Annotated in this window: 3 protein-coding genes; 2 read left to right on the forward strand and 1 reads right to left on the reverse strand. The window is 40.6% G+C overall.

Features of this window, described 5'->3' with window-relative positions; translation table 11 throughout:
- Positions 1-204 (forward strand): IS4 family transposase (locus PX636_RS06675; protein WP_288116559.1); only part of this gene is annotated, 204 nt, incomplete at its 5' end.
- 124 nt (positions 205-328) lie between these two features.
- Here PX636_RS06675 and PX636_RS06680 read toward each other — a convergent pair.
- Positions 329-1003 (reverse strand): PEP-CTERM sorting domain-containing protein, encoded by a 675-nt coding sequence (locus PX636_RS06680; protein WP_288116560.1) that lies wholly within the window; start codon positions 1001-1003, stop codon positions 329-331.
- A gap of 305 nt (positions 1004-1308) precedes the next feature.
- Here PX636_RS06680 and PX636_RS06685 point away from each other — a divergent pair.
- A partial coding sequence (locus PX636_RS06685; protein ID WP_288116561.1) for a DUF3782 domain-containing protein occupies positions 1309-1870 on the forward strand: 562 nt, incomplete at its 3' end.

The raw sequence follows: 1870 nt of genomic DNA on the forward strand, positions 1-1870 counted from the left end.
CAGAAAAAGAGTCCGCCACCTGAAAAGCCGCCCTCCTTTCGAGAAGCGGTCAGAATGATTGCTTCTCTTGGGGGGTCTTTAGGTAGAAAAGGTGACGGTGAACCTGGTGTGAAAACTATTTGGTTGGGACTGCGAAGTTTACATGATATCAGCGAGACTTGGAAACTATCTCATCAAATTAGTCCCCCCATAGAACCCCCTTGAGCCATCTTGCACACTTTTATCTTTTTGTCAAATTTTATGTTAAGAAAGATGTGACTAATGGATAGCTTATTAAGGGGGAATTAAGGGGGGATCAATTGTTGAAATAAATCCTAAAGTTCTCAACTCAATTGTCCTGTTTTGACCTCTTTTCTTGAGATAGTTTGCGCTGGCAGAAAGCGCTAAATCCCAATAAACCTAAGCCTAAAATTGTGCTAGGTTCAGGGGTCGAGGCAATGACAAATTGACCGCTATTAGTATTGACATCACCATCATTGACACGAAACTCAAGAACAGTGCCATTAGCAATACCCGTAAAGCCTACATTTGTAAAGATACTGGATAAAGGGACACCAGATAATGATAAATTTGTTGGTGGATTGGCATTGCCTAAACCATTAGCGGCATTAGCTGGGAATAGGGGAAAAAATCCCAGTGTGTTATTACCAATGAGTAGAGAACCATATGGTCGACCTCCGGGACCGGCGAGAACTTGTCCCGGATTATTTCCCGTATGTGTTACTGAGGGTGAGACAATAACACCTGCGGCATTAGTAGTAAATTGTCCAAAAAAGAGATCTACTGTTCCAGACACATTAACACTTAAGGTGTCTGACGGGAGAAAGTTTTGAGAAACCGTGAAAGTTGGCCCGGAAAAAACATTAGTCCCTAAAACAGTTGTGTTGGGAATAATTAGCTGAGCAGCTTGAACTGGTGATATTGCTAGAGTGCTAAAAGCAATGGCAGAGGAAGCGATCGCTATTTTTGATAAGCTATTCTTACCCCCCCCCTCGACAATCAATCAGTTTTGCTAATACCATAACTAAATGCCTCCTAAAAAATGGCGTTGCGGTCACTAGAGTAGCATTTTTGTCTGTAGATTTGAAAGTCTTGCCGTTAAATTTATCAAATCTTGAAAATACTCTAATAAATTTATCAAATCTTAACAATACTCTAAGTTACTTATAAAAATAAAGGTATGTTAGCGACAGCGTAACACGCCCTACTTATCGCTCTCTTACTCAAAGGCAAAAGCACTATCTTCTTCATGAATCGGCAAAATTCAGTAAAATAGCAATAGACTAAATCAGAGAGAAAAAATTAGCTATGGCAACTACATCCGAAGACGTATGGCGACTCTTAGCCGAATTAGCGACTGCTCAAGCTGAATTAACTGCCGCTCAAAAAGAAACTGACAAACAACTGAAGGAAGTTAGTCAGCAACAGAAGAAAACTGACAAACAACTCAAAGAATTAGGTCAGCAAATTGGGGGACTCGGGGCCAAATTCGGCAGTTTTACCGAAGGACTTGCCCTCCCTTCAATGGAAACGATTCTCAGACAACGCTTTGGTATGGAAGTTATCAGTCCCAGTGTGCGAGTCAGTAAAGAAGGACAACACCTAGAAATTGATGTCCTTGCCTATACTAATGGTGAGCTAAATACTGCTTATATCGTCGAGGTTAAAAGTCATGCTAGAGAGGAGTCTATTTCACAATTAAAAAGTATTTTGCAACGGTTTCGCCGCTTTTTCCCTGAACACAAAGATAAAAAACTCTATGGCATATTAGCGGCGGTTCATTTATCACCAGAATTACGGGAAAAAATTCTGCAAGAAGGGTTTTATGTGGCTCGGATTCATGACCAAGTATTTGAATTAGATATTCCCG

It is taken from the genome of Microcystis sp. M53598_WE2, assembly GCF_030067735.1.
Taxonomy (GTDB): Bacteria; Cyanobacteriota; Cyanobacteriia; order Cyanobacteriales; family Microcystaceae; genus Microcystis; species Microcystis aeruginosa.